Source organism: Mycobacterium bulgaricum, from assembly GCF_041287165.2.
Classification (GTDB): Bacteria; Actinomycetota; Actinomycetes; order Mycobacteriales; family Mycobacteriaceae; genus Mycobacterium; species Mycobacterium bulgaricum.
Genome location: NZ_JBGGKV020000016.1, coordinates 13227 through 39712 on the forward strand (window position 1 = coordinate 13227; position 26486 = coordinate 39712).

At 68.0% G+C, this 26486-nt stretch carries 26 protein-coding genes; 14 read left to right on the forward strand and 12 right to left on the reverse strand.

What is annotated here, in order from left to right:
• Nucleotides 1-3: 3 nt before the first annotated feature.
• From argH to argC, 8 genes are read right to left on the reverse strand one after another with little or no spacing between them, the layout of a single operon-like run.
• A complete protein-coding gene (gene argH / locus ACAG24_RS26770) occupies nt 4-1416 on the reverse strand; it encodes an argininosuccinate lyase (protein WP_370475664.1) in 1413 nt (470 codons plus the stop codon).
• Complete coding sequence (locus tag ACAG24_RS26775; RefSeq protein ID WP_370475663.1) at nt 1413-2615, reverse strand: argininosuccinate synthase; 1203 nt, start codon at nt 2613-2615, stop codon at nt 1413-1415. The genes argH and ACAG24_RS26775 overlap by 4 nt, the downstream gene beginning before the upstream one ends.
• A 27-nt stretch (nt 2616-2642) precedes the next feature.
• Entirely contained in the window at nt 2643-3128 is a 486-nt protein-coding gene (locus tag ACAG24_RS26780) for an arginine repressor (RefSeq protein ID WP_370475662.1), read from the reverse strand.
• Nucleotides 3125-4048 carry an ornithine carbamoyltransferase gene (gene argF, locus ACAG24_RS26785; protein WP_370475661.1) on the reverse strand — a complete coding sequence of 308 codons (924 nt, stop codon included), beginning with the start codon at nt 4046-4048 and terminating at the stop codon, nt 3125-3127. The genes ACAG24_RS26780 and argF overlap by 4 nt, the downstream gene beginning before the upstream one ends.
• A complete protein-coding gene (locus ACAG24_RS26790; RefSeq protein WP_370475660.1) occupies nt 4045-5223 on the reverse strand; it encodes an acetylornithine transaminase in 1179 nt (392 codons plus the stop codon). Before ACAG24_RS26790 ends, argF begins: the two co-directional genes overlap by 4 nt.
• Nucleotides 5220-6092: an acetylglutamate kinase gene (gene argB, locus ACAG24_RS26795; protein ID WP_370475659.1), complete on the reverse strand. Its 873-nt coding sequence runs from the start codon at nt 6090-6092 to the stop codon at nt 5220-5222. The genes ACAG24_RS26790 and argB overlap by 4 nt, the downstream gene beginning before the upstream one ends.
• A complete protein-coding gene (argJ, locus tag ACAG24_RS26800; protein WP_370475658.1) occupies nt 6089-7285 on the reverse strand; it encodes a bifunctional glutamate N-acetyltransferase/amino-acid acetyltransferase ArgJ in 1197 nt (398 codons plus the stop codon). Before argJ ends, argB begins: the two co-directional genes overlap by 4 nt.
• A complete protein-coding gene (gene argC, locus ACAG24_RS26805; RefSeq protein ID WP_370475657.1) occupies nt 7282-8316 on the reverse strand; it encodes an N-acetyl-gamma-glutamyl-phosphate reductase in 1035 nt (344 codons plus the stop codon). Before argC ends, argJ begins: the two co-directional genes overlap by 4 nt.
• 62 nt (nt 8317-8378) lie before the next feature.
• Between argC and ACAG24_RS26810 the strand changes: the two genes are divergently transcribed.
• A complete protein-coding gene (locus ACAG24_RS26810) occupies nt 8379-8921 on the forward strand; it encodes a DUF6512 family protein (RefSeq protein ID WP_370475656.1) in 543 nt (180 codons plus the stop codon).
• Nucleotide 8922: 1 nt separating this feature from the next.
• Here ACAG24_RS26810 and ACAG24_RS26815 read toward each other — a convergent pair whose 3' ends face one another.
• A complete protein-coding gene (locus ACAG24_RS26815; protein ID WP_370475655.1) occupies nt 8923-9771 on the reverse strand; it encodes an IclR family transcriptional regulator in 849 nt (282 codons plus the stop codon).
• Nucleotides 9772-9915: 144 nt separating this feature from the next.
• On the opposite strand from ACAG24_RS26815, the gene ACAG24_RS26820 reads away from it, so the two are divergent.
• Genes ACAG24_RS26820 through ACAG24_RS26880 form a run of 13 tightly spaced genes read left to right on the forward strand, consistent with a single transcriptional unit; the run spans nt 9916 to nt 22122 of the window.
• Nucleotides 9916-11139 carry a CaiB/BaiF CoA transferase family protein gene (locus tag ACAG24_RS26820; protein ID WP_370475654.1) on the forward strand — a complete coding sequence of 408 codons (1224 nt, stop codon included), beginning with the start codon at nt 9916-9918 and terminating at the stop codon, nt 11137-11139.
• On the forward strand, nt 11136-11930 hold the full coding sequence (locus ACAG24_RS26825) for an enoyl-CoA hydratase-related protein (protein ID WP_370475653.1): 795 nt from the start codon (nt 11136-11138) through the stop codon (nt 11928-11930). The genes ACAG24_RS26820 and ACAG24_RS26825 overlap by 4 nt, the downstream gene beginning before the upstream one ends.
• Nucleotides 11927-12379 carry a PaaI family thioesterase gene (locus ACAG24_RS26830; RefSeq protein ID WP_370475652.1) on the forward strand — a complete coding sequence of 151 codons (453 nt, stop codon included), beginning with the start codon at nt 11927-11929 and terminating at the stop codon, nt 12377-12379. Before ACAG24_RS26825 ends, ACAG24_RS26830 begins: the two co-directional genes overlap by 4 nt.
• A gap of 39 nt (nt 12380-12418) precedes the next feature.
• Nucleotides 12419-13399 carry a Bug family tripartite tricarboxylate transporter substrate binding protein gene (locus ACAG24_RS26835; protein ID WP_370475651.1) on the forward strand — a complete coding sequence of 327 codons (981 nt, stop codon included), beginning with the start codon at nt 12419-12421 and terminating at the stop codon, nt 13397-13399.
• A 41-nt stretch (nt 13400-13440) separates the two neighbouring features.
• A complete protein-coding gene (locus ACAG24_RS26840; RefSeq protein ID WP_370475684.1) occupies nt 13441-13977 on the forward strand; it encodes a tripartite tricarboxylate transporter TctB family protein in 537 nt (178 codons plus the stop codon).
• Between the two features lie 9 nt (nt 13978-13986).
• Nucleotides 13987-15549, forward strand: a complete 1563-nt coding sequence (locus ACAG24_RS26845) for a tripartite tricarboxylate transporter permease (protein ID WP_370475650.1) — start codon at nt 13987-13989, stop codon at nt 15547-15549.
• Complete coding sequence (locus ACAG24_RS26850; RefSeq protein ID WP_370475649.1) at nt 15549-16046, forward strand: AbrB family transcriptional regulator; 498 nt, start codon at nt 15549-15551, stop codon at nt 16044-16046. The genes ACAG24_RS26845 and ACAG24_RS26850 overlap by 1 nt, the downstream gene beginning before the upstream one ends.
• Complete coding sequence (locus ACAG24_RS26855) at nt 16046-17221, forward strand: CaiB/BaiF CoA transferase family protein (protein WP_370475648.1); 1176 nt, start codon at nt 16046-16048, stop codon at nt 17219-17221. The genes ACAG24_RS26850 and ACAG24_RS26855 overlap by 1 nt, the downstream gene beginning before the upstream one ends.
• Entirely contained in the window at nt 17218-18426 is a 1209-nt protein-coding gene (lhgD, locus tag ACAG24_RS26860; RefSeq protein ID WP_370475647.1) for an L-2-hydroxyglutarate dehydrogenase, read from the forward strand. The genes ACAG24_RS26855 and lhgD overlap by 4 nt, the downstream gene beginning before the upstream one ends.
• Nucleotides 18423-19322 (forward strand): dihydrodipicolinate synthase family protein, encoded by a 900-nt coding sequence (locus tag ACAG24_RS26865; protein ID WP_370475646.1) that lies wholly within the window; start codon nt 18423-18425, stop codon nt 19320-19322. The genes lhgD and ACAG24_RS26865 overlap by 4 nt, the downstream gene beginning before the upstream one ends.
• 9 nt (nt 19323-19331) lie before the next feature.
• Entirely contained in the window at nt 19332-20120 is a 789-nt protein-coding gene (locus ACAG24_RS26870; RefSeq protein WP_370475645.1) for an SDR family oxidoreductase, read from the forward strand.
• Nucleotides 20121-20155: 35 nt separating this feature from the next.
• Nucleotides 20156-21001: a fumarylacetoacetate hydrolase family protein gene (locus ACAG24_RS26875; RefSeq protein ID WP_370475644.1), complete on the forward strand. Its 846-nt coding sequence runs from the start codon at nt 20156-20158 to the stop codon at nt 20999-21001.
• Between the two features lie 20 nt (nt 21002-21021).
• The gene (locus ACAG24_RS26880; RefSeq protein ID WP_370475643.1) at nt 21022-22122 is read left to right on the forward strand and encodes an epoxide hydrolase family protein; all 1101 of its coding nucleotides are present in this window, start codon (nt 21022-21024) and stop codon (nt 22120-22122) included.
• Between the two features lie 15 nt (nt 22123-22137).
• Here ACAG24_RS26880 and pheT read toward each other — a convergent pair whose 3' ends face one another.
• From pheT to ACAG24_RS26895, 3 genes are read right to left on the reverse strand one after another with little or no spacing between them, the layout of a single operon-like run.
• Nucleotides 22138-24624: a phenylalanine--tRNA ligase subunit beta gene (gene pheT, locus ACAG24_RS26885; protein ID WP_370475642.1), complete on the reverse strand. Its 2487-nt coding sequence runs from the start codon at nt 24622-24624 to the stop codon at nt 22138-22140.
• Nucleotides 24624-25667: a phenylalanine--tRNA ligase subunit alpha gene (gene pheS / locus ACAG24_RS26890; protein ID WP_370475641.1), complete on the reverse strand. Its 1044-nt coding sequence runs from the start codon at nt 25665-25667 to the stop codon at nt 24624-24626. The genes pheT and pheS overlap by 1 nt, the downstream gene beginning before the upstream one ends.
• 51 nt (nt 25668-25718) lie before the next feature.
• The gene (locus tag ACAG24_RS26895; protein ID WP_370475640.1) at nt 25719-26480 is read right to left on the reverse strand and encodes a rhomboid-like protein; all 762 of its coding nucleotides are present in this window, start codon (nt 26478-26480) and stop codon (nt 25719-25721) included.
• Nucleotides 26481-26486: the final 6 nt, after the last annotated feature.

Consider the following 26486-nt stretch of genomic DNA (forward strand, 5'->3'; position numbering starts at 1 on the left):
ATGCTAGCGGCGCAGCCGGATCCGTAGGTTGTCGGCGGTATCTCGCACCGCGCCGAGCTGCTTGGCGACCTGTATCGGCGCCGTGCCGCCGCGCGCGTCGCGCGAGTTGACCGACCCTTCGGTGGTCAGCACGTCGCGGACCTCCGGCGTCAGCTCCGGATGGATGTCAGCCAGGTCGGCGTCCGCGAGTTCTTCGAGCCCGACGCCGCGCGCCTCGGCCGCCCGGACCGCCGCGCCTGCCGCTTCGTGCGCCACGCGGAACGGCACTCCGCGCCGCACCAGCCACTCGGCCACATCGGTGGCCAACGTGTATCCCAGCGGGGCGAGCTCAGCCATGCGGTCGACGTCGAAGCGCAGGGTGCCGACGAGCCCGGCCATCGCAGGCAGCACCAGTAGCAACTGGGCAACCGAGTCGAAGACGGGTTCCTTGTCTTCCTGGAGGTCACGGTTGTAGGCCAGCGGTTGCGCCTTGAGGGTGGCCAACAGCCCGGTGAGGTTGCCGATCAACCGGCCCGACTTGCCGCGCGCCAGCTCCGCAATGTCGGGGTTCTTCTTCTGCGGCATGATCGAACTGCCCGTCGACCATGCGTCGTGCAGCGTCACGTACCCGAATTCGGTGGTGCTCCAAAGGATGATGTCTTCGGCCAGCCGCGACAGGTCGACCCCGATCATCGACAGAACGAACGCCGCCTCGGCCGCGAAATCCCGCGACGCGGTGGCGTCGATCGAATTGTCCGCGGCTGCATCGAAACCCAGCTCGTCGGCGATGGCATCGGGGTCAAGGCCGAGCGACGAACCGGCGAGCGCCCCCGATCCGTACGGCGACACCGCGGCTCTCTTGTCGAAGTCAGCGAGCCGGTCGACGTCGCGGAGCAGCGGATGGGCGTGCGCCAGGAGGTGATGCGCGAGCAGGACCGGCTGCGCGGACTGCAGATGCGTCTTCCCGGGCATGATCGCGGTCGGGTGCGCGGCCGCCTGCGTCGCGAGGGCGGCGACGACCTCCAGTGTGGCGTCGGCGACCTGGCGCACCGCGTCGCGCAGCCACAGCCGGAACAGGGTCGCCACCTGGTCGTTGCGGGAGCGGCCCGCACGTAGACGGCCCCCGAGGTCGGGTCCGACACGGTCGATCAGGCCTCGTTCCAGCGCGCCGTGCACGTCCTCGTCGGTGACCAGCGGCCCGAAGCTCCCGTCGGCGACGTCCGAGCCGAGGCTGTCCAGCCCCGCGAGCAGTCCGTCACGCTGCTCCGCGGTGAGCAGACCGGCGCGAAACAGCACACGCGCATGGGCTTTCGACGCGGCAACGTCGTAGGGTGCCAGCACCCAGTCGAAATGCGTCGACTTGCTCAGCGCGGCAAGGGCATCGGCCGGACCGTCGGCGAACCGCCCGCCCCACAGCGACCCCTCGTTGGTACTCACTTGCCGGCCAGGTCCCGCCGCGCCGACAGACTCGACGACAGGCCGTGCACATGCACGAACCCCTTCGCCGACGACTGGTCGAAGGTGTCGCCCTCGTCGTAGGTCGCGAGGTTGAAGTCGTACAGCGACTCGGCACTGCGGCGGCCGTTGACCGCGATGTGCCCGCCGTGCAGCACCAACCGGATCTCGCCCGTCACGTGCTCCTGGGTGTGGGCCACGAACGCTTCGAGGGAGGCCTTCAGCGGCGAATACCAGAGCCCGTCGTAGACCAGCTCGCCCCACTTCTGGTCGGTGCTCCGCTTGAACCGGCCGAGTTCGCGTTCCAGCGTCACGTGCTCGAGCTCGGTGTGAGCGGTGATGAGCACCATCGCGCCGGGCGCCTCGTAGATCTCGCGGCTCTTGATGCCGACCAGTCGGTCCTCGACGACGTCGAGGCGGCCCACACCCTGCGCGCCTGCGCGGCGGTTGAGCTGCTCGATGGCCTCCAACACGGTGACCGGCTTGCCGTCCAGCGACACCGGCACACCCTTTTCGAACCCGACGATCACCTCGTCGGGGGTGTTCCAGTTGACGGTGGGGTCCTCGGTGTAGTCGTAGACGTCCTTGGTCGGAGCGTTCCACAGATGCTCGAGGAAGCCGGTCTCGACGGCGCGGCCCCACACGTTCTGATCGATCGAGAAGGGCGAGCGCTTGGTGACGTTGATCGGGATCGCGTTCTCCTCGGCGAATGCGATCGCCTTCTCGCGGGTCCACGCGTAGTCTCGAACCGGTGCCAGCACCTTGAGATCGGGTGCCAGCGAAGCGAATCCGACCTCGAAGCGCACCTGATCGTTGCCCTTGCCCGTGCAGCCGTGCGCGACCACGCTGCCGCCGTGCCGGCGTGCCGCCTCGACGAGGTGCTTGACGATCAGAGGTCGGCTCAGCGCCGACACCAGCGGATAGCGGTCCATGTAGAGAGCGTTGGACTTGATGGCGGGCAGGCAGTACTGCTCGGCGAACTCGTCACGGGCGTCGACGACGACGGCCTCGACGGCACCACAGTCGATCGCACGCTGCCGCACGACCTCCATGTCCTCGCCGCCCTGCCCCAGATCGATGGCGACGGCGACGACTTCCTGGCCGGTCTCCTTGCCGATCCAGCTGATGGCCACCGAGGTATCCAGGCCACCGGAATAGGCCAGGATGACGCGCTCGGACATATCGAAACTCCTTCTAGTGGATGCTGGTCAGGTCTTGGAGAGGTTCTCGATGGTGACGGCGAGCTCGGCGCCGGTCATCGGTTCCCGTGCCACGACGAGGATCGTGTCGTCGCCGGCGACAGTACCGACAACGTAGGGCAGCGCTGCGCGGTCCATCGCGCTGGCCAGGTAGTGCGCCGCACCGGGCGGTGTGCGCAGCACGGCGAGGTTGCCGCTGTGGTCGGTGGACACGAGGAGGTCGCCGAGCAACCGGGTGACTCGCTCCGTGCCGCCCGCGACTCCGCGCACCGGGCTGCCGTCCTCGGGCACGATGTACACGCCGACACCGCCGTCGGCGCCTCGCAGTTTCACCGCACCGAGTTCTTCGAGATCGCGCGACAGGGTCGCCTGCGTGACTTCGATACCCTCACCGGCGAGCAGCGCCGCCAGCTCGGTCTGGCTGTGCACCGACTGCGCCGACAGCAGCGCCACGATCCGGGCCTGCCGTCCCGCGCGCGTGGTCGCCGCCGTCATGCGCGCTCCAGTAGCCACACCAGTAGCGCCTTCTGCGCGTGCAGGCGGTTCTCCGCCTCGTCCCACACCGCGCTCTGTGGCCCGTCGATCACCTCGTCGGTGATCTCGTGCCCACGGTGGGCCGGAAGGCAGTGCAGCACAACAGCGTCGGAGTCGGCGTGGCCGAGCAGTTCGCTGTTCACCTGGAACGGGCGGAACGGCCGGACCCGGTCGAGTCCGTCGTTCTCCTGCCCCATCGAGGTCCAGGTGTCTGTCACCAGGACGTCGGCGCCGGTTGCCGCGGCCACCGGGTCATCGGTCAGCGCCACGGTGGCGCCGGTCTGATGCGCACGGGTCTCGGCGGCAGCGACGAACATCGGATGCGGTTCGAAGCCGTGGGGCGCGGCGATGGTGACGTCGATGCCGGCGGTGACGCCGCCGAGCATCAGAGAGTGCGCCATGTTGTTGGCGCCGTCGCCGAAGTAGGTGAGCCGCAACCCTTTCAGATCGCCTTTGCGTTCTGCCAGGGTCTGCAGGTCGGCGAGCACCTGGCACGGGTGGAACTCGTCGGACAGGGCATTGACGATCGGGACCGTCGATCCCGACGCCATGGCGGTCAACCGCTCCTGTGCAAACGTCCGCCACACGATCGCGTCGACGTAGCGCGACAGCACCTGGCCGGTGTCCTCCAGGGTCTCCTCGCGCCCGAGTTGGGTGCTGCGACCGTCGACGACGACCGCGTGGCCGCCGAGTTCGGCGATGCCCATCTCGAACGAGAACCGGGTGCGGGTCGAGTTCTTCTCGAAGATCACCGCGACACCACGGGGCCCCTCGAGGGGGCGCCTGCTGAAGCGGTCCTTCTTGAGTTCAGCTGCCAGAGCGAGAACTTCGGCCTGCTCTTCCGGAGAGAAATCGTCGTCGCGCAGGAAATGCCGTGTCATCGTGTGCCCTCCTGAGCCTTGTCGAGAATCGCGGGCAGCGCCGCGAGGAACGACTCGACCTCGGCCTCGGTGATCACCAGAGGCGGAGCGAGCCTGAGGACGTCGGGCGCCGCCGCATTGACCAGGAAACCGGCGTCGCGCGCGGCGGTTTCGGCCGGCTTGGCCGCCTCGGCGGTCAGCACGATGCCGCGCAGCAGACCGCGGCCGCGGACACGGTCGACCAGCGGATGGCCCAAGGCTTCGACACCGTGGGCGATGGTCTTGCCCAACACGTCGGCCCGCTCGATGAGCTGGTCGTCGGCGAGCACCTGCAGCACAGCGAGCGCCGCCGCGGTGCAGACGGGGTTGCCGCCGAACGTGCTGCCGTGCAAGCCGGGTGTCAGCAGGTCCGCGGTGTCGCCGATGGCCAGGCAGGCGCCGATGGGCAGGCCACCGCCGAGTCCTTTGGCGAGAGTGACGATGTCGGGGGTGATGCCGTCGTGCTGATGGGCGAAAAAGGCGCCGGTACGGCCGACGCCGGTCTGGACCTCGTCGAGCACCAGTAGCGCACCGTGTTGCGCGGTGATCTCACGCGCCGCGACGAGATAGCCCGCCGGTGGATCGACGACGCCGCCCTCCCCCATGATCGGCTCCAGGAAGACGGCGGCGGTCTCGTCGTCGACGGCGGCACGCAGAGCCTCGGCGTCACCGTAGGGGACGTGGACGACGTCCCCCGGCAGCGGCGCGAACGGCGCCTGCTTGCTGGGCTGACCCGTCAGGGCCAGGGAACCCATCGTGCGTCCGTGAAACGCATTCTGTGCCGCAACGAGTTTCGTCCGACCGGTAAGGCGGGTGATCTTGAAGGCGACCTCGTTGGCCTCGGTGCCGGAATTGCAGAAGAAGGCCTTCGCCGGTACGCCCAGATGGCCGACAAGCGCTTCGGCGAGCGCGATGCCAGGCTCGGTGGCGTACAGGTTCGACGTATGCCCCAGCGTGCCCATCTGCCGGGTGACGGCTTCGATCACCGCCGGGTGACCGTGGCCGAGCACGTTGACCGCGATGCCTCCGAGCAGGTCGATGTAGGACTTGCCGTCGACGTCGGTCACCACCGCTCCGTGTCCGCTCGCGAGCGCCAACGGCGGGGTGCCGTAGTTGTTCATCATGACCGCCGACCAGCGGTCCAGTAGACCTGTCATGCGCGGACCACCTTCGTGCCCGCCCCTTCGTCGGTGAACAACTCGACCAGCACGCAGTGCTCGACGCGGCCGTCGATGACGTGGGCGCTCGGCACGCCTCCCTCGATGGCGCGCAGGCAGGCTTCGATCTTGGGCACCATACCCTCCTCCAGCGTGGGCAGAAGTTCGGTCAGGTCGGCTGAATTGATCTGGCTGACAAGCGAATCGCGGTCAGGCCAGGAGGTGTAGAGACCTTCGACGTCGGTCAGCATGAGCAGCTTCTCGGCGCCCAGCGCTTCGGCAAGGGCCGCAGCAGCGGTGTCGGCGTTGATGTTGTAGACCAACCCGGCGGTGTCAGGGGCGATCGTCGACACGACAGGGATCCGGCCGGCGTCGATGAGATCGAGGACGGCGTCGGTGTTGACCTTCTCGACGTCGCCGACCAGGCCGATGTCGGTGGCCACGCCGTCGACCAGGACGGTACGGCGCACCGCGGTGAACAGGTGGGCGTCCTCCCCGGTGATTCCGACGGCGTACGGGCCGTAGGCGTTGATCAGGTTCACCAGTTCACGGCCGACCTGACCGAAGAGCACCATCCTGGCTACCTCGAGGACCTCAGGAGTGGTGACGCGGAAGCCGCCCTTGAAGTCACCTGCGATGCCGAGTTTCTTGAGCATCGCCGAGATCTGTGGTCCGCCACCGTGCACCACGACCGGATGGATGCCGCAGTTGCGCAGGAACACCATGTCGGCGGCGAATGCCGCCTTGAGCCGATCGTCGGTCATCGCGTTGCCGCCGTACTTGACGACGACGATCTTGTCGTTGAGTGCGGTCAGCCACGGCAGGGCGTCGGCGAGGACCCGGGCCTTGTCGGCGGTTGTCGGGCTCATGAGCTGTAGGCCGAGTTCTCTTCGACGTAGGCGTGGGAGAGGTCTGTCGTGCGAATCGAGGCCGACGCCTCTCCGACACCGAGGTCGACGACGACCGCGATGTCCTCGCCAGACAGGTCGACCTCACGTGCGCCGGGCGCACCGACGCTGTCCACGCAGACCGGGAAACCGTTGAAGGACACTGTTATTCGATCGGCATCGAGTGCGACCGGAGCCATACCGACGGCGGCCAGCACCCGCCCCCAGTTCGGGTCGGAACCGAACAGTGCGGTCTTGACCAGGCTGTCGCGGGCGATCACCCGGGCGGCGGTCAGCGCTTCCTCCTCGCCCGCGGCGCCGGTCACCGTCACCAGGACTCGTTTGGTGACGCCTTCGGCGTCGGCTTGCAGCTGGGCGCAGAGGTCGTCGCACACCCGCAGCACGGCATCGTCGAGCTCGGCCTGGCTCGGGGTGACCTCACTGGCGCCCGACGACAGAAGCAACACGGTGTCGTTGGTGGAGCAGCTGCCGTCGACGTCGAGCCGGTCGAAGGTGCGTGACGTCGCGCGTCGCAGCGCGGCATCGAGAGCCTCCGGACCGGCGACGGCGTCGGTGGTGATGACGCAGAGCATCGTCGCCAATGACGGCGCGAGCATGCCCGCACCCTTGGCCATGCCGCCGACCGTCCACTTGTCGTCGTGGTGCAGGGCCGACTGCTTGGGCACGGTGTCGGTGGTCATGATGGCCCGCGCGGCCTCCTTACCGCCGGTCATGCCCCCCGCCATCTCGTGGACGATCTCGCTGACGCCTGCGAGCACCTTGTTCATCGGGAGCCGGTCTCCGATGAGACCGGTGGAGCACACCGCGACCTCGATGGCGCCCGTCTCGGTGCCCCAATTCGACAGCGCGGCGGCGACCGCCTCGGCGGTGGCGTGGGTGTCCTGGAAGCCGCCGGGCCCCGTGCAGGCGTTGGCGCCGCCGGAGTTCAGGATGACCGCGCGGAGCTTGCCTGTGGTGAGCACCTGCTGCGACCACAGCACGGGCGCCGCCTTGACCTTGTTGCGGGTGAACACGCCCGCCGCGGAATGGTCGGGGCCTTCGTTGAACACCAACGCGAGGTCCAGCGCTCCCGACGCCTTGATGCCGGCGGCGACGCCGGTGGCCCGGAAGCCCGAGGGTGCGGTGACGCCCTGAGTGCGCAGCAGCGTGCTCACGGTGCGACCCCGACGATCGAAAGGCCCTCCGTCTCAGGCCAACCCAGGGCGAGGTTCATCGACTGCACTGCCGCTCCTCCGGTTCCCTTCACAAGATTGTCGATGGCCGCGATCGCGATGAAGGTCGAGGCGTCCTCGTCGACGGCGACGGCGAGTTGGGCGGCGTTGCTGCCGATCACCGCGCCGGTCTTCGGCAGCTGCCCCTCGGGCAGCAGATGGACGAAAGGCTCGTCGCCATAAGCCTTTTCGTAGGCTGCGCGCAACTGGGACACGGGCGCGTCGGTCCTGGCGGTGCAGGTGGCCAGGATGCCCCGCGAAGTCGGGATGAGGACCGGGGTGAACGACACGGTGACCTCGCCGCCTGCGACGCCGCGCAACCCTTGGGCGATCTCCGGGGTGTGCCGATGCTTGCCGCCGATGTTGTACGCGCGCGCGGAGCCGATGACCTCGGACCCCAGGAGATCCACTTTGGCGGCTCGGCCCGCACCGGAGGTGCCACTGACCGCGACGACCGTGACGGCCGGCTCGATGAGCCCTTCGGCGAGTGCTGGCCACAGCGCGAGCAGAGCCGCGGTCGGATAGCAGCCGGGGACCGCGACGCGCTTGGTGTCGCGCAGCCTGTCGCGCCCGCCGGGCAGCTCGGGTAGACCGTAGGGCCAGTTGCCTGCATGCTCGGATCCGTAGAAGCGCTCCCAGTCGCCAGGGTCGGTGAGGCGGAAGTCGGCGCCGCAGTCGACGATCAGGGTGTCGGGCCCGAGTTGTTCGGCCAGTGCCGCCGAGTGCCCGTGCGGCAGGGCCAGGAACACCACGTCATGGCCGGTCAGCACACCGAGCTCGGTGGGTTCGAGGAGGCGATCGGCCAGCGGCAACAGATGCGGGTGATGCTCGGTCAGCGCAGTTCCGGCACTGGCCGCGGCGGTGAGCGCGCCGATGGTCAGGCGGCCGTCGGCATAGGCGGGATGGCCGAGGAGGAGCCGCAGGATCTCTCCCCCGGCATAGCCACTAGCACCGGCAACGGCGACGGAAGTCATACAGCGATCATGCATGGTTATGCAACCATATGCAAATCAATTATCGGCGTAATGTCGAGAGCGTGCCGCAGCACGCCCTGGCCTGGGATGTGGCAGCGATTCCGGCCATCATCATCGCAGGAACACTGCTGCATTTCTGCTTCGAGTGGTCGGGCGAGCGCCGCGGGCTGGCCGTGTTCTGCCCGATCAACGAGAGCGTTTGGGAACACCTGAAGATGGCCTACTGGCCGGTGTTGATCCTCACGGGAGCACAATTCCTTGCCGGTGCCTGCGTCGAGCAGTTGCCCGCCGCGCGGGCGGCGGGGTTCCTTGTCATGGGTGCGCTGATCCTGGGCCTGTACTACGTCACCGACGCGCTGGCACCCGACGCCGGCATGCGCACGCGGCTGGCGCTGGACGGGATCATCTTCGTCGTCGCGGTTTCCGCCGGCCAGTTCTGCAGCCATGCGATGCTCGAGACGCTCGGCGCCGCACCGCTCGGCGTGGGCCTTTTCTTGCTTCTGGCACCCGTGGCGGTCTTCGCGGTGACGACGTTCATGCCGCCGCACACTCGGCTCTTCGAGGATCAGATCACGGGCGGCTACGGCATAGCGGGCCGGATGTGACTCAGCCCAACCTGATGTCGGGCACCAGCGCACGAACACCGTCGGCCGTCGCCCCCAGTGCCGTCGACAGTTGCCAGGCCACATCTCGCACCCGCGTACCGATCTCGGCCTGCCGCTCCGGCGTCATGCGCACCGCGGGAACCGACGCGCCGATGGCGCCGACGACCCGCTGCGTGTGGTCGAACACGGGAGCGGCAACAGCCCAAATGCCGACCGTGCGTTGACCGTTCGACTCCGCATAACCGCGCAACCGCGCCTCGTCGAGCTCCCGCGCCACAGCGACCGGGTCGACGGTGGTGCTCGTCGTGAGCGCGGCGATCGGCTCGGCGAGATGTTTCGCCCGCTCGGCTTCCGGTAACGCACACAGGATCGCTTTGCCCGGGCCCCCGTAGGCGAGCCGGATCGGCACCCCGATGTCGGTGTAGGTGCGGCGCAATTCCTGATGACTTTCGACCTGGGCGGCCACGATGCGCTGGCCCGTCCCGAGCAGTTCGTGAAGCCCCACCGTCTCGTCGAACTCGTCGCGCAACTCGGTCATGAACGGCAGCGCGGCTTCTCGGAGCGTGCGGGGCATCGCGCCCGAGTTGGCCAGCTGCATCAGCAGCGGCCCGAGCCCGTAGCGCTTGGTGCCCGTCTGCCGGACGAGATGGTTCTCCTGCATCGCGTTCAACAACCGGTGCACGGTGCTGGTCGACAGCCCGGTCGAGCGCGAGATGTCGCTGATACCGAGCTCGGGCCTGCGCCCGTCGAAGCATCGCAGGATCGCCACGGCCCGGTCGATCGACTGCACGCCGTTGCGTCGCTCGACCCGCTCCGAGACTGCCTCTCCGCCCGAATCCACGGTCAACATCTTCCACTGCTCCCACCTGGCCCCGGGGGCCGAATCGCTATTGACGCCGTGACACGCCTCGCACTCGACGCTTGACGTGACTCCGATCACGGATTTACGCTTTCCGCACAGCGCAAAACATATCCCACAATGCGGGAAGGATCAATGAGACCACTCAGCGGATTCCGAGTCCTGGACCTGACCAGATTTCTGTCGGGCCCGTACTGCACGATGGTGCTGGCGGAGCTCGGCGCGGATGTCATCAAGATCGAGCAGCCCGGAACGGGTGATGATTCGCGGCGCATGGCGCCGAAGGTCAACGGCGAGAGCTACCCCTTCGCGATGCCGAACCGCAGCAAGCGGTCCGTCGCCGTCGACCTGAAATCCGACCGCGGCCGCGAGCTCTTCCTGGAGCTGGCCGCCGATGCCGATCTGGTGATCGAGAACTTTCGCCCGGGTGTCGCCACACGCCTCGGCATCGACTATGCGTCGCTGCGCGGCGTGCGAGCCGACATGCTGTACTGCTCGATCAGCGGTTTCGGCCAGACCGGCCCCTACCGTGATCGACCCGGCTTCGACATCATGGCTCAGGGCATCGGCGGTTTCCTGCGGATGACCGGCCAACCCGACGGCAAGCCCACCAAGGTCGGTATCGCGATCAACGACATCGCCGCCGGGGCGACCGCGATCTACTCGATCCTCGCCGCCGAGCTGCACCGCCGCCAGACCGGCGAAGGCCAGTACATCGACATCTCGCTGGTCGACGCGGGGCTGGCGTGGACGGTGTGGGAGTCGGGCGCCTACTTCGGCAGCGGCGAGACACCGGCGCAGACGGGCACCCGCCACCGTCGTTCGGCGCCGTATCAGGCCTACCGGACCGCCGACGGTTACGTGACCATCGGCGCGAACACCGACCGGCTCTGGCTGCGGCTGATCAACGACGTCCTCAAGCGTCCGGACTGGGCAGACGACAAGCGCTTCGCCGACCTGCCGGCACGGATGGCGCATCTCGACGACCTCGAAGAGGAGATCGAGGCGATCACCACCACGCTGCCGACCAGTGCCTGGGTCGACCGGATGGATACCGCCGGTGTGCCCGGAGGTCCGGTGCTGACCTACGACGAGACGCTCGACGATCCCCACGTCCGGGCGCGCGGAATGATCGTCGACCTCGAGCACCCGATCATCGGGCCGATGAAGACCATTGCGCCGCCGACGCGGTTCTCCGATCTGGAATTCAGTGTCCGCTCGCCCGCCCCGTGGCTCGGCCAGCACACCGCCGATGTCCTCGCCGAACTCGGCATCGCGCGCGACGAGGTCGACACGTTGTTCGCCGACGGCGTCCTCTACGACGCCCACCCCGAGATGCAGGAGGACAAGACCGCATGAGCCGCAAAGAGATTCGCGTCGAACGAGACGCGGAGACTCCGGAGATCGCGACGGTCGAGGTGCACAACCCCGACAGCCACAATGCGATCGCGCTGAACATGTATCGCCGGATTCCCGAGGTGTTCGCAGAGCTTGACGCCGACCCCACGGTGAAGGTGATCGTGGTGCGCGGTGCCGGCACCCGCAGTTTCGCCTCCGGCGCCGACATCAGCGAGTTCGAGGAAGTCCGCGGCAACAGCGCATCGGCGAAGGCCTACAACGAGGACGTGGCCGCGGCCGAGCACGCGGTCGAGGGTTGCTCCAAGCCGACCATCGCGATGGTGCACGGCTACTGCATCGGTGGAGGCTGCGGACTCGCGCTGGCCTGCGACATCCGCTTCGCAGACGAGCGGTCCCGTTTCGGCATCACCCCGGCCAAGCTCGGCCTGGTCTACAGCCTCGAGTCCACGAAACGGCTCGTCGACGTGGTCGGCCCGTCGCGCGCCAAGTGGATCCTGTTCTCCGGCCAGCACGTCTACGCCGAGGACGCGCTGCGACTTGGGCTGATAGACGAGCTGATCCCGGCCGAGGATCTGGAGAAGCAGACCTACGAGTTCGCCCGTCTGGTCACCACGCGCGCGCAGTTCAGCGTCCGCTCGTCGAAGCGGATCGTCGACCTCGTCCTGGGCGGACAGACCGTCGACGACGACGTGACCATCGACATCCGGAACTCGTCGTTCGACACCGACGACTACGCCGAGGGCGTGCGGTCGTTCCTGGAGAAGCGTCCTCCGAGGTTCACCTGGTCATGACGACGACTGATCAACCACGCACCAGCGGTGACCCGGTCGCCGCGGCCATGCATGCCTCCGAGGTGGCCGAGCCGAAGTTCGGCCAGTACTTCCTCATCCATTTCCTCGGATTGGCGATCGGGTATCTCGACGACGAGCAGGCGTGCACGGTGCACCTGCCTTTCGCGCAGCACCTCTGCAACGCCGGCGGCGGAGTGCACGGCGGCGTGCTGTCCACCGTGCTCGACATCTCCATGGGTCACGCGTGCCACCGCTACCTGTCGGCCGGCTCGACCATCGAGATGCAGATGCGATTCGTCCGTCCCGTCCGTTCCGACGTCACGGCCACCGGACGAATCATCCACCCCGGCCGGCGCATCGTTCAGCTGGAATCCCGGATGCACGACCACACAGGGCGTCTCGTGGCCACCGCCAACGGTTCGTGGTTCCGCCACGACGCAGACAACTGAATCGACAACCCGACACCTTGACTCAATGAGGAGATCATCATGCGACTGAGAATCGCACTGGCAGCGGCGTTCTCCGCTGTGGCGCTCGTTGTTCCCGCCTGCAGCGGAGGCTCGACCAACGCCGGTTCGGCCGAGGACTACCCGTCGGAAACCCTCGACTGGACGGTGGCCTTCGGCCCCGGCGGCGGTAACGACCTGATGGCCCGCAAGCTCGTGCAGATCATTCAGGAGGACGGCCTATATCCCAGCGACATCGCCGTCGAGAACCGCGAGGGCGGCAGCGGTGCCACCGGATGGGGTTACCTGCTCTCGCAGCGCGGCGATCCCTACAACGTCTCCACCACGTCGGGTTCGTTCCTGACCACCCCGCTGCAGGCCAACCCGGGGTGGACCTACAAGGACTTCACCCACGTGGGTCTGCTCGCCACCGACGACGCACTGCTGCTCGTCAACGGCGACAGCAACATCAAGACATATGAGGACTGGGTCGGCTTCGCCAAGAACAAGGGCACCGTCGTGGTCGGCGGAATCGGCACGGTCAACGTCGATTTCATCCTGCAGTCCCTGATCGCCGAACACGCCGGCTACAACATCGAGTACGTGCCCTACAACGAAGAGGGCCAGGTGCAGACCTCGCTGCTGTCGGGGGCACTGGACGCGATGATCTCCAATCCCGGCTCCATTCTCGGACAGATCGAAGCCGGAGACATGCAACCGCTGCTGTTCACCGGCCCCGAGCGTCTCGAAGCGCTTCCCGACGTGCCGACAGGTGCCGAGAAGGGCATGAGCGATCTGCCGTCCATGCCGCGCGGGCTGATCCTGCCGCCCGATGTCCCCGACTACGCGAAGGACTGGTGGATCACGACGATGCAGGAAGTGGTGAAGAGCGACCAGTGGCAGACCTACCTGGCCGACAACTACCTCACCGAGGATCTCAAATGGGGCGACGACTTCACCAAGTACCTGGAGCAGACCACCACCGAGTTCGAGGAGACGCTCAAAGACCAGGGGGCATTGTGACGACTGTCCCGCGAGCGGCAGCCTCCGACCCCGTGCCCGCCATGAATGTGGCCGTAGCCAAGGCCGATAAGGGCAAACGACACGTGGATTGGCCGAAGCTGGCGTTCCTCGCGTTGATCCTGCTGGGCTTCGCCGTCTACACCGAGATCGCGATGGGCATGGAGTGGCGCACCGTGGCCGGGCGGATCGGGCCCGGTTACTTCCCCAGGCTGCTCGGATTCCTGGCGATGGCGATCACCGTCTTCGCGATCGTCCGGGAATTGCTGCGCAGGCCTGCCGCCGACGCACCCGTCGATGCCGCGGAAGCGGCCGAGGAGGCCGCCGAGCCCGACCTCGGCCGGCACCCGGTGGCACTCCTCGTATTCGTCGTCGCCGCAACGCTGTTCGTCGGACTGTTCGGGATCTTGGGCGCGGCCCTGTCCGGGATCCTGTTCCTCGGCGCGACGCTGTGGTTCCTCGACCGCGAGCACCACGTGCGCGCGGTGATCGTCGCCGTCGCCGTACCTGTCCTCCTCTACCTTGCGTTCGAGTCCGGCCTCAATGTCGGTCTGCCGCAGGGCATCGTGCCGATCGGCTAAGGAACGTCCATGAGTCAGTTACTGGAGGGGATCTACGCGATCCTCACGCTGCAGAACCTGCTTCTGCTCTTCGGCGGTGTGCTCATCGGCATGGTCGTCGGCGTGATCCCCGGTGTCGGCCCGTCGGCCGGCCTGGCGATTCTGCTGCCGCTGACCTTCGGGCTCGATCCCACCGGCGCGATCGTGATGCTGGCCGCGGTGTACTACGGGTCGATGTACGGCGGAACCATCACCTCGGTGCTCATCAACACCCCCGGCGAATCCGCCACGGTGGCAAGCACATTCGACGGCTATCCGTTGGCGAAACAGGGGCGGGCGGGCCCGGCGCTGGTGATGGCCGCCATCGCCTCTTTCGTCGCCGGCACCATCGGCGCGGTACTCCTGGCGTTCGCGGCACCCACCATCGCCGACTTCGCGAAGACGTTCGGACCGCCCGAGTACTTCCTCATCGTGCTCGCCGGCCTGCTGACCGTCATCGTGATCCTGAAGGGCAACAAGCTCCTCGGCGCCCTGTCGGCCCTGATCGGGTTCGCCATCGGCACGGTGGGCATCGACATCGGGGGCGGTGAGCAGCGTTACACCTTCGGTTCGGTGAACCTGATCAACGGCATCGACTTCATTCCGGTCGCCATCGGCCTCTTCGCCGTCGGCGAGGTCCTGCACACGCTCTGGCGTGGCGGGCACCTCGAAAAGCTGGACTTTTTCGGGGTTTCGGCACGCAGCCGCGGCTTCTGGCCGACGAAGACGGACATCCGCGAATCGACAGGTCCGGCACTGCGCGGATCGTTCCTCGGGTTCGGCGTCGGCGTCACGCCGGGCGCCGGAGCGACGATCGCCTCTTTGATGGCCTACAACGTCGAGAAATCGGTGTCGAAGACGCCCGAGAAGTTCGGCAAGGGCGCCATGGCGGGGCTCGTCGGTCCCGAAGCCGCCAACAACGCCGCGTCGTCGGGGGCCCTGGCCCCGCTGCTGACACTGGGAATCCCCGGCGGCGGCGCCACCGCGGTGCTGCTCGGCGGCTTCCTGATGTGGGGGCTGCAGCCCGGGCCGTTGCTGATGGAGCAGAACCCGGAATTCGCCTGGGGCCTTATCGCCAGCATGTTCCTGGGCAACATCATGCTGCTGCTGGTCAACGTGTTCTGCATCCCCGGTTTCGCGAGCATCGCCCGCGTGCCGTTCCGGGTGCTCGGCCCGATCGTCATCGTGCTCTGCGTACTGGGCACCTTCGCCGTCAACAACAGCCTGCTCGACGTGCAGATCATGCTGGTGTGCGGCGTCCTCGGATTCTTCATGCGGATCTACGGACTGTCCCCCGCGGCCCTGGTGATCGCGCTCGTCCTCGGTCCGCTGGCCGAGGAGACGCTGCGGCAGACGATGGTGATCTCCGGCGGCAGTCTCGACGTGTTCGTCGAGCGGGGCACATCGGTGGGCATCCTGTGCTTCATCGCGTTCCTGTTCCTGATCCCGGTGATCAAGGCCCCCATCCGCCGCGCCAGTCAGGGTGCGCTGCAACTAATTTCACTGAAGCGCCGCGCCAAGGCCGAGGACACCAAAGAGCGGGAACACGTCTGATGAACATCGGCACACTGCTGCTCACCGCGGCAGCGGCGGTGGCGGGCGCGGCGGTGGCGACGCTGCTGCACCTTCCCGCCGCACCGCTGCTGGGCGCGATGGTCGGTGTCGCCCTCGTCAACATCCTGCACAGCTCGGTCTTCGAGATCCCGTCGACGGGCAAGTGGATCGTCTACGTCTTGATCGGATGGTTGCTGGGCGCCACCGTCAGCCGGGAAACATTGTCGCAGTTGAAGTCCGCGGCGGTACCGATCGTCGTCACGGTCGTTGCCTTTCTGGTCTTCGGATTGGTCGCAGCAGTGTTGCTGTGGAAGTTCGCCAATCTCGACTCGATCACCGCTCTACTGGCCACCGCGCCGGGCGGCATCGCGCAGATGGGTGCAATGTCGGCGACCGCGGGAGCCAACGTACCGATCGTGCTGACCATCCATGTACTGCGGATCACCTCCGTGATCGTGCTCATGACGGTCGGCCTGAAACTCATGGGAGGTCGCTGATGGAAACAATCCCGACCACTGCTCGCCCACTCGCCGGCATCCGCGTCGTCGACCTCAGCCGCGCCCTCGCGGGGCCCTACGCGACGATGATGATGGCCGACGCCGGCGCCGAGGTGATCAAGGTCGAGCCGCCCGGCGGCGACGACAGCCGCAACTGGCTGCCCTACGTCGACCGCGACGGCCACCGCGAATCGGCGTACTACATGAGCGCCAACCGCAACAAGCGCTCTGTAGTCCTCGACCTGAAGGATCCCGAGGGTGCCGACAGGTTGCGCTGGCTCGTCTCACGGGCCGACGTGCTCGTCGAGAATTACCGGCCCGGTGTGCTGGACCGGCTCGGCCTCGGCCTGGACACGCTGCGTAAGCGCAATTCCCGCCTGGTGACCCTGTCCATCACCGGATTCGGCAAAGACGGACCGGACGGCAGGCGGCCGGGATTCGACCAGATCGTGCAGGCCGAGGGCGGTCTGATGACGCTGACCGGCAGCCCCACCACGGGGCCGCAGCGCGTCGGCATCCCGATGTGCGACATCCTGGCCGGGATGTTCGGTGCGTTCGGGGTGATGACGGCGCTTCAGGCCCGGGAACGCACCGGTCGCGGGCAACACGTCGAAACATCGCTGCTGGCAGCGGTTGTCGGAGTCCACGTCTTTCACGGGGTGGGCTGGCTAGCGGCCGGCGCGGAACCCGCCCTCACCGGTAACCGCCATCCCTCCATCGCGCCGTACGGGGTGTTCGAGTGCAGCGACGCCGACATCGTCATCGCGGTCGGTTCAGAGGCGCTGTGGCGCAAATTCGCCCCGATCGTCGGCGTGGACCCCGACAGGGAGGACATCGCCACCAACATCGCGCGGGTCGGCCGAGCGGGAGAACTGCAGAAGGAGATCAACGCGCTGCTCGCCGAACGGCGCGCCGACGAGGTGATCGCCGCACTCGATGCCGCCGGAGTTCCCGCGGGACGCATCCGGACGGTGCCGGAGGTGTACGACTGGGAGCAGGTCCGTCGATCGATGATCATGACCGTGCCGCACCCGACACTGGGAGAGTTGGAAATGCCCGCATCGCCTCTGCACCTCTCCGAGGTTGCGCAGCGCCGGGCGGAGGCCCCTCCGGGGCTGGGCGCCGATCAGGACGAGGTGTTCGCGGACTACGCATCGACAGGAGGTGCCCGGTGAGTCGACGGGTCGCAGTCATCGGCGGAGGGATCGTCGGAGTCGCAGTCGCCAGGGAGCTGCTCGCGCGTCAACCGGACGCCTTGGTCACGGTCTTCGAAAAGGAAGACCGCCTGGCGTCGCACCAGACCGGCCGCAACAGCGGCGTCGTCCACGCAGGGCTCTACTACCAGCCGGGTTCGGCAAAGGCGCTGCTGTGCCGGCGCGGCGTCGGGCTGCTGGAGGACTACTGCGCGCAGCGAGGGATCACGCGGATTGCCTGCGGCAAGGTGCTCGTCGCGCTCGACGAGGTGGAACGATCGCGACTCGCCGACATCGAGGGCCGCGCGAGGGCGAACGGCGTGCCCGGCATCCGGGTGATCGGTCAGGCCGAACTGCGTGAGCTGGAGCCGCACGTGCAGGGCATCGCCGCGCTGCACTCGCCGTCCACGTCGATCGTCGATTTCGCGGAGGTGACGCAATCGCTGGCCGCGGACGCAGCGGCGGCCGGCGCGAAGATCCTGCTGGGTCACGAGGTCACCGGACTGCGGGTGCACGGCGGCGAGGTGATCGTCAACACCCGCAACGGCGGCGGTTCCGGCGAAGAGGCGTTCGATCAGGTCATCGCCTGCGGCGGTCTGCAGAGTGACCGGCTCGCCGAGATGGCCGGGGACGGACCGGATCCGGTGATCATGCCGTTCCGCGGCGAGTATTACGCGCTCAAGCCGCACCGGCGCGGACTGGTCAACGGGCTGGTGTATCCGGTTCCCGACCCGCGCTACCCCTTCCTCGGCGTGCATGTCACGCCTCGCGTCGACGGTGAGGTCCTCATCGGGCCCAACGCGGTGCTGGCGCTGGCGCGCGAGGGCTACACGTGGAAGAACGCCTCCCCCGCGGATCTGGCGGGCGTCGCCCGCACCCCGGCCTTCTGGCGCTTCGCCCGCCGGCACTGGCGCACCGGCATCCGCGAGATGTACGGATCGCTGAGCAAGAAGCGATTCGTCGCGGCCGCCCGCGCCTACGTTCCCGAACTCGACGACGACGATGTCGTACCGGGCACCGCCGGGATCCGGGCTCAGGCCCTCGACGCCGACGGCGGCCTCGTCGACGACTTCCGGATCAGCGTCCGCGACCGCATCGTCGTGCTGCGCAACGCCCCGTCCCCCGCCGCGACCTCTGCCCTGGCCATCGCCGAGCACGTCGTCTCGACGCTGGAAAGCCAAGCATGACAGGCACTCTCGACAGAGGTCTGTGGGGAGTCCTGGCCACACCGTTCGACCGGGAACTCAACGTCGACTTCGAGTCGCTGCGTAACGAGGTCTCCGGATTCGCCGGAGACGGATGTGGCGGCCTGGTGGCGCTCGGCGTCTTCGGCGAGGCGGCGTCGCTGCAGCCGGCGGAGGCTGCCGCGGTCGCGCAGACGGTCGCCTCGACGACGGAACTGCCCTATGTGCTCGGGCTGTCCGAGCGTGACCCCGATGCGGTTGTGGCGCAAGCGCTTCGACTGCTCGACGCGGTACCCCGACCGCCCGCGGCACTGATGGCCCAGATCGGCGATGCCGACCCGGCGGTGGCGGCCGAATCGCTGCGGCGGCTCCACGAGAAGACGGGGATCGGCGTGCTCATCCAGGACTACCCCGTGGTGTCGGGTGTCAGCGTCACCGACGAACAGGTCGTCGCACTGGCGCAGGCGTGCCCGTTCGCGGTGGGCGTCAAATCCGAGACTCCGCCCACCTCGGTGGCGGTCGCCCATCTGGCGCCGCGACTCGATGTCCCGGTGTTCGGTGGACTCGGCGGGGTCGGCCTGCTCGACGAACTCGCTGCGGGTTCGGCGGGGGCGATGACCGGGTTCAGCCATCCCGCGGTACTCGCATCGGTGTTGCGCGCCTACCACGATGGCGGGTTCACCGCTGCACGTGACGTTTTCGCACCGTGGTTGCCGCTGGCCAACTTCGAGGGTCAGCTGCGGGTCGGTTTGTCGATCCGCAAGGAAGTGCTGCGGCGACGCGGCATCATCGCCTGCGCACGGGTCCGACCCCCGGCTCTGTCGCTGCCGGCCTCGCTGGTTCCACTGCTCGACCAACATCTCGCGACGCTCCCTGTCGTCGACCACGTTTCCCGGTAAGGAGTATTCATGGATCTCGGTATCGCCGGCCGCACCGCCCTCGTACTCGGCGCCAGCGGCGGGCTCGGCGGCGCCATCGCGGTGCGGCTCGCGGAGGAAGGCGCCAACGTCGCTGTCGCGGGGCGCTCGGAAGAGGGACTGGCCGCCACGGTGGGCCGGATCGAGCAGGCGGGCGCCAAAGCACTGCCGCTTATCTGGGACCTCGCCGACCTGCAGCGCATCGAAACCGCTGTCGCAGAGGCGGAATCGGCGTTCGGTTCAATCGACATCCTGGTCAACAACACCGGTGGCCCGCCGCCGACTCCTGTGGCGGGGCAGAACACCGACACCTGGCGCGACAGCTTTCAGGCGATGATCCTGTCGGTCATCGCGCTGACCGACAGGGTGGTGCCCGGTATGCGGGAACGTGGCTGGGGCCGGGTGCTGACCTCGACATCATCGGGGGCGCTGTCCCCGATCCCGAACCTCGGGCTGTCCAACACCTTGCGGGCGAGCCTGCACGCCTGGTCGAAGTCCCTCGCCGACGAGGTGGGCCGCGACGGAGTCACGAGCAATGTCATCGTGCCCGGGCGTATCGCCACCGACCGCACCCGTTTTCTGGACGAGAAGCGGGCCGCGCGCGAGCAGACCAGCGTCGACGAGGTCGCCAAGGCCAGCGCGGCCACGATGGCGCTGGGCCGCTACGGCACCCCCGACGAATACGCCGACGCCGCGGCGTTCCTGTGCAGTGACCGCGCCTCCTACATCACCGGCGTCGTGCTGCGCGTCGACGGCGGCCTCATCCGCAGCATCGTCTGACTCCCCCTCGAAACCGTTCACAACAAGGAGATCTCGTGCGACTACGCACCGTCCTGATCGACGACCACCCCATCGCCTGCGTCGCACTGACCGACGGGCGGCTCGCCCGCGTCGACAAGGTGCTTCCCGGCGTCCCGGCCGACCTGATGGCACTGCTGGAAGCCGGCAGCCTCGGCGAGCTCGCCACGGCGGTCGCCGCCGGCGTGGCCGACGACGCGTGTGTACCGGCGGACGCCCCGGTGCTGGCACCGTGGAAGCACCCGCGCAAAATCTTCGGCATCGGGTTGAATTACGGTGCACACGCAGGTGATCTCGGCGAAACGGCGCCGCGCACCACACCGGCGTCGTTCCTCAAGGGTGACCACACCATCGTCGGGCCCGGGGAACCCATCGTCGTCCCGCCCGGTATCGGCAAGGTGACCTCGGAGGCCGAACTCGGCCTCGTCATCGGAAAGCTCTGCTACCAGGTCAGCGTCGAGGACGCGATGTCGTATGTGGCCGGGGTGGTTCCGATCCTCGATCAGACCGCCGAGGCCATCCTGCTGGAGAACCCGCGCTACCTCACCCGCGTGAAGAACTACCCCGGCTTCTTCGCGTTCGGACCCGATCTCATCACCCTCGACGAGGCCCTCGCCTACGGCCCGCTGGAAGACCTGCGGGTCGCCACCGTCCACAACGGTGCGGTGCACCGCGAGGACACCGTCTCGGGGATGACCTTCTCGCCGGCCGAACTGCTCAGCTTCCACAGCGAGGTGATGCCGTTCTACCCCGGTGACATCCTGTCGACGGGCACACCGGGAGCTGTCGGCATCGAACCCGGTGATGTCGTGCGCTGCGAATTGGGCACCGGCTTCGCGGAGTTGACGAACCCGGTCGGATAGCGACGGGCCATCATGGAGGCATGAGCTCGAGCGCTGCGGCACCGCCCAGAGTGGACCAGCACGTCCTCGATGACCTTCGCGGCCGCCTTCGCCGGTTCCGTCAGGTGAGCACCGCGACGTCGCCCGGCTGGGATCGCGGTGTCGAACCTCGCTATCTGAGCGCATTGATGGACTATTGGGCGCAGACCTACGATTGGCGGACTCACGAGCAGCGCATCAGAGGGCTGCCCTGGGTTTCCTTGAACGGCGGCCCGACTCCGATCCGCGCGATCCACCAGCGCAGCACCCAGTCCGCGACCGTCGTGCTGCTGCTGCACGGATGGCCCGACTCGGTGCTGCGCTTCGAGAAGCTGCTCCCGCTGCTGACCGACATGACGGTGGTCGCGCCCGCGCTACCGGGATTTCCGTTCGCGCTGCCGGTCGACGGCGGTGGGCAGTCGGCGACGTCGATGGCCGAGTCGGTGGCCGCGGCCATGCGGCAACTCGGCCACGAACGCTACGTCGTGTCCGCCGGTGATGTGGGCTGTGACGTCGCAGAAGCACTCGCGGCCGGGCATCCGCAGCACGTGTCGGCACTACACCTGACCGATGTGTCCCAGTACCACTTCCTGGTGGATCCGCCGACGGATCTGTCGGCCGCGGAGGCGGAATACATGGAGTACGGGCGACGCTGGCAGGCCACCGAGGGTGGTTACATGCACGAGCAGTCGACCAAGCCGCAGACCATCGCGGCCGCACTCGGCGATTCTCCCGCGGGTCTGGCAGCGTGGATCGTCGAGAAGCTGCGGAGCTGGACCGACTGCCGGGGTGACGTCGAAACAGTGTTCCCGCGCGACGATCTGCTGACCTGGGTCACCGCCTACTGGGTGACCGGTGCCATCGGGACGTCGTTCACGCCCTACGCCGAGAGCGGAGCCAAGCCATGGGGTCGGGTCCAGGCACCGGCGGCGTTCACCGTCTTCGCGCACGATCTCGTGAACGCCCCACGTGAGTTCGCCGAGCGGTTCTTCACCGTGCGGGATTGGCGGGAGTACGACCACGGCGGTCATTTCGCCGCGTGGGAATGCCCCCGCGAGTATGCCGACGGCATACGCCGCGCCGTCGCACTCGGCGGCGACTGAACGCCGAAGGTGCGCTCAGCGGCGCTGAACCGCGCCGACCCGTTCCTCGGCCACCGCGACGGCGGCATCGCGCGCCGCGCTGGCTTCCTCTTCGGTCAGCGTGCGATCAGACGCCCGGAAGCGCAACGCCAGCGCCAACGACTTACGGCCGTCCCCGATCTGCGGACCCGTGTAGACGTCGAAGATCCGGACGTCTTCCAGAAGGTCCCCGGCGCCCGCGCGGACCGCGTCGACGACGCTCTGTGCCGACACGTCATCGCCGACGATGAGGGCGACATCTTGGAACACGGCCGGGAAGGGCGAAACCCCCGGTGCCGGAAGTGTTTCGGTGATGGGGACGGCGTCGAGGTTGATCTCGAGCGCACAGGTTCCCTTGGGCAGCCCCGACCGTTCGATCACCGCCGGATGCAGCTGTCCGGCGTGGCCCACGGCGACCTCGCCGATCAACACCTCGGCGCACCGGCCCGGATGCCACGGCAGGTGCTGCGCGGAGCGGAAGGTGAACTCCACCCCGACCGCACGCCCGATCACCCGGACCGCCTCGAAGGCATCCGCGGCCTCGACAGGACGACCCGCGCCCCAGGGGCCGGCAGGCTCGCGAAGCCCGGCGAGAACGGCGCCGACGTGCTGGGGCTGACGCGGTAGCGACGCATCGAGGGTGGCGATCTCGTCGTCGGTGGGCCTGCGGTCGTTCGGGATCCGGTCGACGGCCCTGGTCTCGGCGGTCGGCTCCACCACCTGGGCAATGGCGAACAACGAGCTGTCCACCGCGCCACGGGAGACGTTGCGGCTCAGCGCCTCGAACAGTCCGGGTAGCAGCGTGGTCGCCAGGCTCGGCCTGTCCGATTCGAGCGGATTGAGGACCTTCGTCGTGTTGCGGCGCGGATCGTCGGCGTCGAGCCCCCACTGGTCGAAAATTCCGGCGGGCAGGAACGGTGTCGGGAGGATCTCGACGAAACCGCTGAGCGCCAACGACTTTCCCACCGCACGTCGGCGCTTCTGAACGGCGGTCAGGCCGCGGCCCGCGGGTGCGGTCGGCAATACGGACGGGATGACGTCGAGGCCTTCGAGGCGCATCACCTCTTCGACGAGATCGGCAGGCTGGCGGATGTCCGGCCGCCAGCTCGGGGGCGTCGCCGTGACCCGGTCACCGTCGACGACCACGTGGGCGCCGATCTGCGTCAGCCGCTTCTGGGTGGTACCCGCCGCGTACTCGACACCCGCGGTGCGGTCAGGCAGATCGGCGGGTATGCTGACCGGCGGGTGCGACCATTCCTCGCGGGGTGGATCGCCGCGCCAGTCGGTCAGCCTGGGTTCCACTGTGCCACCGGCGATCTCGGCCAGCAGTGCCGCACACCGATCCAAGGCCGCCACGGACACGGCAGGGTCAACGGTGCGTTCGTAGCGGCGTCCGGCCTCGCTGTGAAGGCGGAGGCGCCGCTGCGTGCGCGAGACCGCGGCAGGATCCCAGACCGCGGCTTCGAGCAGCACGTCGGTGGTGCTCGCGCGGACTTCGGTGGTGCCCGCGCCCATCACTCCGCCGATCGCCGCGGTCGCGACGTCGTCGACGATCAGCACATCGGCCGGGTCGAGCTTGCGCTCGACGTCGTCGAGCGTCACGACCGTCTCCCCCGGCTCCGCGAATCGAACCCGGAACCCACCGGTGATCAGACTGCGGTCGTGGGCATGCATCGGATGGCCCAGCTCGAGCATGACGTAGTTGGTCACGTCGACGGCAGGCGAGATCGCGCGGATACCGCTGAGCAGCAGTCTGCGCTGAATCCACCACGGCGAAACCGCTTTCGGGTCGATCCCGGTGACCGGTCGCAACCCGAATCGCTGAACGCCGGTGCCCACGTCGATCGTGACCGGCAGCGCATCTCCGTCGGCGGGCAGCGCCGGAACGTCGGCGGGATCGACGAACTCGAGATCGAAGGCGTTGGCGACCTCGCGGGCCATCCCGCGCAGCGACAGGCAGTATCCGCGGTCCGGCGTGATGGCCAGGTTGAAGACCACGTCGTCGAGGCCGAGGACCTGCGCCGCGGGCGTTCCCGGGTCGGCGGTGCCGGGCGGCAGGACGAGGATCCCGGAATGGTCGGAACCGAGGTTGAGCTCCGACACGGAGCAGATCATGCCGTCAGAGGTGCGGCCGTAGGTCTTGCGGGTGGCGATGGTGAAGTCGCCGGGCAGCACCGTGCCGGGCAATGCGACGACGACGAGATCTCCGGTGGCGAAGTTGGTTGCACCGCACACGATGTCGCGCGGAGCGGGCTCTCCGACGTCCACCTTGACGGCCCTGATGGGCTTCTTGAACTCGGTGAGTTCCTCGATCTCGGCGACCCGGCCGATCGTCAGCGGGCCCCTGACCGGGCCCACCGGGATGATCTCCTCGACCTCGTGGCCGATGCGGATCAGCGCATGCTCGAGCTCCTCAGGCGACACGTCCCATCCCGGCGTGCCGGCCTGCACGATGTCGCGGAGCCAGCTGTACGGAACGCGCATCAGGCTCCCACTCCGAACGGCAGCGAGAACCGGACGTCGCCCTCGACCATGTCGCGCATGTCGGGAATCCCGTTGCGGAACTGCAACGTTCGTTCGAGTCCCATGCCGAACGCGAATCCCGAGTACACCTCGGGATCGATTCCACAGGCGCGCAGGACGTTCGGGTTGACCATGCCGCAGCCGCCCCACTCGACCCAGCCGGGCCCGCCCTTCTTGTTCGGGAACCAGATGTCGACCTCGGCCGAGGGCTCGGTGAACGGGAAGAAGTGCGGACGGAACCTGGTGCGGCCCTGCGGGCCGAACTCGGCACGCGCGAACGCGTCCAGCGTGCCCCGCAGGTTCGCCATCGTCAGTCCCTTGTCGACGGCGAGACCCTCCACCTGATGGAAGACCGGCGTGTGGGTGGCGTCGAGTTCGTCGGTGCGGAATGTCCGCCCGATCGAGATGATGTAGACGGGTAGTTCGCGCTCGAGCAGCGCTCGGATCTGCACCGGTGAGGTGTGGGTGCGCAGCACCTGACGGGAGCCGTCGGGCGCGACATGGAAGGTGTCCTGCTCACTGCGGGCCGGGTGATCGGGCGGGAAGTTCAGCGCGTCGAAGTTGAACTGCTCGGTTTCGACCTCAGGGCCCTCGGCCAACTCCCATCCCATCGCGATGAACGTGTCGGCGACATGCTCGGCGAGAATCGTGATCGGATGGCGGGCGCCGACAGGCTGCCGCGTCGACGGCAACGTGACATCGATGCGCTCGGCGACCAGGACGGCGGCGTCGCGCTCGGCGCGAAGGACCGCGAGGCGATCGTCGTAGCCGGCCTGCGCCTCGGTGCGCGCCACGTTGACCCGCTTGCCCGCGTCCGAGCGTTCGGCTTTCGGCAGCGAACCGAGTGCCTGGCGCGCGAGCGCGATCGGGGAACGGTCGCCGAGGTGCTCGGTCTTGGCCCTGGCGAGCTCGTCGAGGGTCGAGGCCTCGCCGAACGCACGCCTTGCTGCGCTGACCGCCGCGGCCAACGCTTCGTCTGATAGGTCTACTGGCTGCTCAGCCACCCGGCGATCATAGGTGATGGGGTCGTCCGCCAATCCCGCCGGAGTGGTGGCTTACTGGGCGATGGGGATTGAGCGCAGCCGCGCGAACCCGCAACAGGCCAGCGCGCCGAGTGTCCCCCAGGCTGCGCCGCAGACCATCGACACCACGTCGGTTGCCAGGATGAGGAAGCCGAACGACGCGCCGACCATCAGCAGCAGGATCATGGGGACGGTCCAGCTCTGCGCGCTCCCGAATCGCAGCGACGCCGCCATCCCGAGAAGCAGTGCCAGCGCGTGGCCGATATCCGTGAAGCCGGGGCTGCCGGCGATGACGACCAGCGCCACGATGACCCACCACACCGCCCATGACGCACGCCATCGTGGCGGCACGGCACCGGTGAGCATGCCGAGCACACCCATCGCGACGTAGCTCATGCCGACGTCGGGGTCTCGAGTCACCGAACGCGCCATCCATCCGAACGTCACGGCGACGGCAAGTCCCGCCGCCACCAGGAGCGAGGCCCCGACGTGGCCCAGTACCGCCGCGACGATGACAGGCCAGCTGCCCCAGGCCAGTTCGGCGGCCGCGAGCAGACAGATCAAACCGGGCAGCCAGAGATACACCGGGCCCGCGTCGACGACGAACGCGCTGCCGACGAGCGTCCCGATCCTGCCGTGGCTCAGGTTGTGCAGGTTGGTGCTCATGTGCCTGATCACGGTGGCCTGCCCGCTCGGCGTCATGTCGACCATCACTGTGGTGACCGCCGCGACGGCTGTGGTGTAACACAGCGTGACGCGCACTCGGGCGATGTGGGCGAGCCAACCGGACAGCACCGTGCC